This window comes from Endozoicomonas sp. ONNA2 (assembly GCF_024606365.1).
Lineage (GTDB): Bacteria > Pseudomonadota > Gammaproteobacteria > Pseudomonadales > Endozoicomonadaceae > Endozoicomonas.
Window position 1 is genome coordinate 1 of the sequence record NZ_JAHHPO010000211.1, and the last position, 7,145, is coordinate 7,145.

At 45.3% G+C, this 7,145-nt stretch carries 7 protein-coding genes; 4 read left to right on the forward strand and 3 right to left on the reverse strand.

Features of this window, described 5'->3' with window-relative positions; all coding sequences use genetic code 11:
- The first annotated feature begins 88 nt into the window (after positions 1–88).
- The gene (locus tag KDK14_RS03865) at positions 89–241 is read left to right on the forward strand and encodes a hypothetical protein (protein ID WP_257263703.1); all 153 of its coding nucleotides are present in this window, start codon (positions 89–91) and stop codon (positions 239–241) included.
- Between the two features lie 311 nt (positions 242–552).
- Here the strand turns inward: KDK14_RS03865 and KDK14_RS03870 are convergent, their stop codons facing one another.
- Both KDK14_RS03870 and KDK14_RS03875 read right to left on the reverse strand, forming a co-directional pair.
- Positions 553–1,149, reverse strand: coding sequence for a hypothetical protein (locus tag KDK14_RS03870; protein ID WP_257263704.1), 597 nt, complete (start codon positions 1,147–1,149; stop codon positions 553–555).
- 874 nt (positions 1,150–2,023) lie between these two features.
- Entirely contained in the window at positions 2,024–2,620 is a 597-nt protein-coding gene (locus KDK14_RS03875) for a hypothetical protein (RefSeq protein WP_257263705.1), read from the reverse strand.
- A gap of 611 nt (positions 2,621–3,231) precedes the next feature.
- On the opposite strand from KDK14_RS03875, the gene KDK14_RS03880 reads away from it, so the two are divergent.
- The 3 genes from KDK14_RS03880 (at position 3,232) to KDK14_RS03890 (ending at position 5,816) form a co-directional block, all read left to right on the forward strand.
- The gene (locus tag KDK14_RS03880; RefSeq protein WP_257263706.1) at positions 3,232–3,933 is read left to right on the forward strand and encodes a VacJ family lipoprotein; all 702 of its coding nucleotides are present in this window, start codon (positions 3,232–3,234) and stop codon (positions 3,931–3,933) included.
- 201 nt (positions 3,934–4,134) lie between these two features.
- Positions 4,135–5,310, forward strand: a complete 1,176-nt coding sequence (locus tag KDK14_RS03885; protein ID WP_257263707.1) for a SpoIIE family protein phosphatase — start codon at positions 4,135–4,137, stop codon at positions 5,308–5,310.
- Between the two features lie 2 nt (positions 5,311–5,312).
- Positions 5,313–5,816 (forward strand): STAS domain-containing protein, encoded by a 504-nt coding sequence (locus KDK14_RS03890; protein ID WP_257263708.1) that lies wholly within the window; start codon positions 5,313–5,315, stop codon positions 5,814–5,816.
- A gap of 16 nt (positions 5,817–5,832) precedes the next feature.
- Here KDK14_RS03890 and dusA read toward each other — a convergent pair whose 3' ends face one another.
- Positions 5,833–6,864 carry a tRNA dihydrouridine(20/20a) synthase DusA gene (gene dusA / locus KDK14_RS03895; protein ID WP_257263709.1) on the reverse strand — a complete coding sequence of 344 codons (1,032 nt, stop codon included), beginning with the start codon at positions 6,862–6,864 and terminating at the stop codon, positions 5,833–5,835.
- Positions 6,865–7,145 lie beyond the last annotated feature (281 nt).

Below are 7,145 nucleotides of genomic sequence, written 5' to 3' on the forward strand. Positions count from 1 at the left end.
GGTCTAAAAATTTCCGACTTTTTATCCTCAATTTTCTGCCATCCTCGCTACGGGGCTATTCTCGGACAGCCTCCTGGTTATTGGATGAATGTACAATATCACCCGTACCGAGTTCAAAACCCTTGCCATTGAAGCGAGCATTCAGAATTCACCCATGGCACTGACCTTGACGGTATTGATCAGTAGCGTGAGTACCGGCTTGCCAGATTTGTGGCCCTGCCAGCAGCGGTGTATTCGATGACGATGTATGCGGTTGCGTTTCCATCGGTAATTTTGGGGCGATAAGCCAGAGACCAGGCAAACTGTAGCCTTTAACTCGACAGCCAATTCATAAAACCTCTTTCCCATTCTCTGCCAGGGCCATACCGGAGCTTACCGGATGTAAGTAACCTGTTCCTGCCCGGGATCGTCAGAGTTTGATGGGGTTTCTACATCTTTTGGTATGCCTTCCCACGAAGGGCCGTGGGAACAAGGCAGCTGTCAATGCATATCAGACAAGAGACTGAAAGTGCATGCTTCCATTAGCCCCCGGCATGCAGTGACAAAGGTTAATTATTTGGTTACTTTGAGTAAATCATTAATAAATTCTTCAGTGAACACACCGGCCTGAATACAATTGGTTATGAATGGGGTCATTGGTTTTAATCCATGATAGAAAAGGTTTGTAAGATTAAATGCATTAGTGCAACTATCAACTGCACTTGGATAAAATTTCATAGCAGTTAATACAGATCTGCAACCTTTAAGCACTTCGGTTGTCAAGTGTTTTTCGAATACCCAATAAATATTTTTTTTGACCTTCTCTGACTTGAAACTGCAGGTGTCTCCTCGATATAAACAATGTTTATCTTCCCAAGCTTTCCAGGCATCCATATCGGGCACAGTAGGATTTTTTGGACCGGTACTGATACTCCCAACTTGCGGTAGTGACAACGAATAATGGTTGATAAAATATTCGGCCAGTCCTTTGGCGATAGCCGTGGGATTGAAACCATGCAATCTGTCACCATCTGAAACAATAGCTTGGGCTTGGGGAATAGCGGATGCCATAAACTGATCGAATTGTGCCTCTCTATCCATACCCAATACATTGTCGTAAGAGGGAGGAGCAAACGGGTTTGACGAGAAATTTCCTGGCAGGTTATTCATTGAAGCACCTTTTTCGTTACTTGTATTAACATTCGTATGTATAAAAAAAATGAGCTTGTCAGAATCCCTTACTGAATAAGCTCTAAAATCAAGGACAGTGTTAAAAAGTATTCGTTCCCTATTAAAAAATAATTTTGTAAAAAAGTCCAGATGGGTCAGGATGCATTCGATCATCTGCTCAGGGCTATCAATAAGCTTATAGACAATAATGCCATAGGAATTCCTGATGAATCACCAAGCTACAGCCACAACAGTCCCAGTTATCGACTAAAATCATCTCTTATTAAACCATTGTCGTTGGGTTGATTATGGGTACAGTCATTCACAAACAAGTCAGGTAAATAGTGCCACGTACTTGATAAAAAAAAGTATCAAAATGCTTTGAAGAGATAGAAGATCATCGTACTAATACGAGCCCTCTCAGGGTAGACATTAAGGAATTCTTCTTGATAGTACTACTGTAAATTCTTTCTTTAGCTTCTGCGAACGAATGCAGGCGGGTTGGTTTGTTGCGGGTCTTGAATAGGAACCACGAAGAGCACAAAGGAAAAGCTCTTCTTTGTGCTCTTTGTGTGCTTCGTGGTTCAAAGCTTTTGCTTCAGGAATATAGATGCTTAATGATTTCAAGGTTTTTTATTAGTCTTTATTAACAGCACGGTATAGTGTTTGAGGCTTTTTTCTCATTTTTTTAGAGCAATTATTTAAATTTAGAACTTATTATAGTTTATTCGCCGGAAGTTACTGTATCTGAACAGAGATTCCATATGATTCCCACGGAGATCCATGGGAATCGGTCATTTGTGAATGTACATCAGACAGGAGGCTGAAAGTGTATGCTTTCATCTAACCCCACATGTAGTGAAAAATTTATTTATTAGCGTATATTGAGTAAATCATTAATCAATTCTTGGGAGAACACCCCGGCTTTAATACATTTGATAATGACTGGGACCATTGGATTATATGATTCAAAAAATTTATGAACCACATCGCATGTGTCATTGCAATCAAAAAGACAACCTTCCGAAAAGCCTTCGGCAATCATGAATTGTTTGAATTTATCAAGTTGCTCTTTTCCCAAGTGCGTGACAAATGCATCAGTAATAGCATTTTGAACACACTCTGACTTAAAGCTGCGGAGTGTTCCTCCGGCATTACTGCAATGTCTTCTTTCCCAATCACTCCAGGCATTCATATCGGGCTCAGTAGGATTTTTTGGACCGGTACTGATACGCCCAACTTGCGGTGATGCCGACGGATAACGATTGATAAGATATTCGATCAATTCTTTGGCGACAGCCTCGGGTTCGAAACTATGATATCTTTCACCATCTGAAATAATAGCTTGTGTCGTGGTAATAGCGGTTGCCATATACTGTTGGAATTGCGCCTTTCTATCCATACCCACTACATAATTATAAGAGGGAGGAGCAAACAGGTTTGTCGTGGAATTTCCTGGCAAGTTATCCATTGAAGCACCTTTTTCGTTACTTGGATTAACATTCGTATGTATAAATGAGCTTATCAGAATCCCTTATTGAATAAACTCTAAAATCTAGGACAGTTTTAAAAAGTATTCGTTCCCTCTTAAAAAATAATTTTGTAAAAAAAGTTCAGATGGGTCAGGGTGCATTCGATCATCTGCTCAGGACTATCAATAAGCTTATAAACAATAATGCCATGATGTCGGAATCTACACTAAGTAGCCGGCCACAGGGAATCGAATCTTTCTGGCTACCTGGGCTAGGTGAGGCACAGAGCATAGCCGTAGCAATGTGACCGGAGTTGTAACGAAGCACGACTGCATGGATTCAGGAGCAGTTACCGAGTGCCAACACAAGGAGTCAAAAATATACGATTCCATTTGGCCAACTACTTACTATGGTATCAATGTCCGTAAATTGGAAAAAAGCCCCAAGATCGAGTTAGAATATTTTCTACTTCACAACTCATCCCGGCAACTAAACATCAGTGGAGAACAACCGTTTGCGAAGCCCATCTTGTCATTGTACGCGTTAGAGAATACAGTGCACCTTTGCCCCCAGCCGTGGAAAAATAAACAAGGATTCAAGGATCAACCGGATGAATCACTCTCCTGCGATTATTGTTCGTTCTGTTGCCGTCATGGTGCTGATACTTTTGCCCACCATGACTTTTGGAACTGAACCCATCTCTTACGATGACCCACTGGAAAGCTGGAACCGCAGGGTGTCCAAACTGAATGATACCCTGGATAACTATGCCCTGAAGCCAATGGCAAAGGCCTATAATTTTGTCACCCCCGGGCCGGTGCAAACATTGGTCAGCAACTTCTTCAGTAACCTCGGGGAGCTGAGAAATATCGCCAGCGCCGGCTTCCAACTCAAAGGGCAGGATGCGCTGGTATCATCAGGCCGCTTCATCATCAATTCCACGGCGGGTATTCTTGGTCTGATTGATGTAGCAACGCCAATAGGGCTTGACAAGCGCTATAGCGATTTCGGATTGGCTTTTGCCAACTGGGGGGTGCCGTCCGGACCTTATATCGTTCTACCGTTACTTGGCCCGAATACGGTCCGTTCCGGCGTTGGCCTGATTCCTGATGCATTAACCAATCCGTTAAACTATCATGATTCCGGGCAGGATCGCTGGATCGCTGGCAGCATTCACCTCATTAATAGCCGCGCTCAACTCCTGGATATTGAAAATCTGATTATTGGCGACCATTACACTTTTTTCAGAGACACGTATTTGCAAAGACGTGAATATTTAATTACCGGCCAGCAGCCAGAAGATGACTTCTGACTATCTACTGTCAATGACCAGCGCATCAGCCCGGGCTTCAATGTCTATTAGCCAACTCTTTAATTTGCCAATACTCCCGCTTGCAGCCAGGTCAGCTTGGGAGTATTTTTTCCTTAACTTCACATTTTAATGTGGTTTTTTTATCCGAATGTATCGGATTCAGGCAGGTCCTTATATTCTCTTTATCTTGCGGGTATATCCATGACCGGCAGCACCATCCTGGTCATCGATGATGACACCATAGTACGTGAAAGTATTGTCGCTTACCTCAAAGGCATTGGCTTCAAGACCCATGAAGCCGAGAATGGACAACAGGGCCTGCATATTTTTCGTGAATGTCAACCAGACCTGATTCTGTGTGATCTGCGCATGCCGGTCATGGATGGACTCACCATGCTGGGCCAGGTGCGCAGTGAGGCCAGCGACATACCTTTTATTGTGGTCTCCGGTGCTGGCGTCATGACCGACGTAGTAGAAGCCCTTCACCTTGGAGCCAGTGATTTTCTGGTTAAGCCCATCGTGGATCTTGAAGTGCTGGAGTACGCCATCAACCGGGCACTTGAAAAAGCCCAGCTACTGATGGAAAACAAGCGCTACCGGGCTAGCCTCCAAGAAGCCATCAACTCTTTGAAGAGCAGCCTGACCCTGCTGCAGGAAGACCAGAAAGCCGGGCGTCAGGTGCAGATGAATATGCTGCCCAGACACCCCCTTGAATATAAGGGTTTCAAAGTTGACCACAACATCATTCCATCCCTCTATTTAAGCGGCGACTTTGTCGATTATTTCATCCTGAACGACCACAACTTCGCCTTTTATCTGGCCGATGTGTCCGGACATGGCGCATCATCTGCCTTTGTTACTGTGCTGCTCAAGCATATGTCCATCAGCCTGCTTCAGGACTACCACAATAACGGAGGTAAAATCAGGGTAAAACCTTCACATGTCCTGAGTTACATTAACCAGAGCCTGCTGAAAACCGGACTGGGAAAACATGTGACCGTTTTTGGCGGCATAGTTAATACCCGTGACCAGACGCTTACTTACTCGTTTGGCGGACATTTTCCGTTACCGGTGATCGCTGAAAAAGGCAAAAAGGTTCGCTTTCTCGAAGGCAAAGGCCTGCCGGTAGGGCTGTTTGAGGATGCTCTCTACGAAGATGCAATTATAGACTTGCCCCGGCAGTTCAGCTTAACTATTCTATCCGATGGTATTCTTGAGGTTTTGCCCCAGAAAAGCCTTAAAGAAAAGGAAGCGTATTTATTATCGGTTATCGGAGAAGGTGCCGACACCGTAGATACATTGACTCACAGGCTGGGGCTCAATGATATTCAGGAAGCCCCTGATGACATTGCAATGTTAATACTGTCGCGATTCTGATTATGACACCCGGAAAAATCCAGTTTGCCGAAAGTGAAGGTACCTACGTACTGAAACTGGTCGGAGAAGTTCGTCTTACCCTTTGCTCCAGCCTGGAGAATTTTCTTCAGGCCATGGTCGAAGAGCCGGTATTTCGTTCTGTTATTGTTGATCTTTCAGATGCTGAAACCATCGACAGTACATCTCTTGGGCTATTGGCGAAATTATCCATTATGGCCAGAAAACAGATCGATCAGCGGCCAGTGCTGATATCCCCCCGCCCTGATATCACCAGAATCCTCATGAGCATGGGTTTTGAGCGAATCTTTATCATTGTTGAAGATGTCTCAAGTCAAACCTGCGAATACCAGGAAATTGAATGCGAGGACTGCAGTGAGGAATCCATTCATGCCCGGGTACTCGAAGCCCACAAAACACTCATGAGCCTGAATGAAAACAACCAGAAGGCATTTAGTGATCTGGTCAAACAACTGGAACGCTGCAGACAGCCAGAGGTGACTGCCTGACACCTGCTTTCAGGCATTAGCAACTATCCACAAGCCTGACAGCATCAATGAGTACTTCAACACCTGCACCGGCCTGATGGGCATTTTCACTGATATGTCTGCGAAAGCGGCGACCACCGGGTACACCGTGATACAGCCCCAACATGTGGCGGGTAATATGGCTAAGCCATGTCCCTTGGGAGAGTTCTGATTCAATATAGGGAAGCATCCTCTCGATCACTTCAGCGCGACTCTTGACTGGCTGCTGACAACCATAAAGCCGACCGTCCACCTCTGATAGCAGATACGGGTTCTGGTAGGCTTCACGACCAAGCATTACACCATCAACATACTGCAGGTGATGATCAATCTCCCCAAAGGTCTTGATACCGCCATTAATGGCAATATTCAGCCCGGGAAACTGAGTTTTGAGCTGATACACCCAATCTGGCTTCAACGGAGGAATCTCCCGATTCTCTTTGGGAGAAAGCCCTTCCAGAACGGCAATACGGGCATGAACGATAAAGGCATCGCACCCCGCCACCGCAACAATACCGACAAAGTCCAGTAACTCCTGCCAGGAGTCGCAACCATTAATGCCAATCCGATGCTTTACCGTTACCGGAATGGATACCCGCTCTTTCATGGCCTTTACCGCATTGGCTACGGTTTGTGGCTCTGCCATCAGACAGGCACCAATACGACCATTTTGCACCCGGTCACTGGGACAACCCACGTTCAGGTTCACTTCTTGATAACCCCGCTCTTCCGCCAGTCCGGCGCAAAAGGCAAGATCGCAGGCATCATGTCCACCAAGCTGAATGGCCAACGGGTATTCAAATACGTCATGCTGTAAAAACCGGTCTTTATCGCCGTATACCAAGGCTCCGGTGGTAACCATCTCGGTGTACAGAAGTGCCCGCTCTGACAAAACCCGATGAAAGTAGCGACAGTGCCTGTCAGTCCAGTCCATCATGGGGGCAACGGCAAATCGACGGTCTGGGGATTTACTGGGATTCCCTTTATTTTCAATACACTCAGCCTTGTCAACGTTAGCACTTTGCACCATATTACAACCCCCAAATACCTTAAAAATCTGCAAAATTTCCTACATGTAGTAAAAGTCCGATTTTTCCTACATCGATGTAAACAGACATGAGTATCCTAAAGCGAAAGAACAAAGCTGGAAAGCTGCGTTATACCGTACAAGTTCAAAAAATGATCAAGGGTCAAAAGTACTCTGATAGCAAAACCTTCGGATCCATCACTGCTGCAAAAGCATGGGAGCGAAAGCGACCAGGAGGCTGTCCGAGAATAGCGCCCGACTGGGCGTCCCCGTAGCGAGGATGG

Coding starts and splice junctions, on each gene's coding strand:
- KDK14_RS03865 (WP_257263703.1), top strand. CDS start 89: ATGTACAATATCACCCGTACCGAGTTCAAAACCCTTGCCATTGAAGCG.
- KDK14_RS03870 (WP_257263704.1), bottom strand. CDS start 1,149: ATGAATAACCTGCCAGGAAATTTCTCGTCAAACCCGTTTGCTCCTCCC.
- KDK14_RS03875 (WP_257263705.1), bottom strand. CDS start 2,620: ATGGATAACTTGCCAGGAAATTCCACGACAAACCTGTTTGCTCCTCCC.
- KDK14_RS03880 (WP_257263706.1), top strand. CDS start 3,232: ATGAATCACTCTCCTGCGATTATTGTTCGTTCTGTTGCCGTCATGGTG.
- KDK14_RS03885 (WP_257263707.1), top strand. CDS start 4,135: ATGACCGGCAGCACCATCCTGGTCATCGATGATGACACCATAGTACGT.
- KDK14_RS03890 (WP_257263708.1), top strand. CDS start 5,313: ATGACACCCGGAAAAATCCAGTTTGCCGAAAGTGAAGGTACCTACGTA.
- dusA (WP_257263709.1), bottom strand. CDS start 6,864: ATGGTGCAAAGTGCTAACGTTGACAAGGCTGAGTGTATTGAAAATAAA.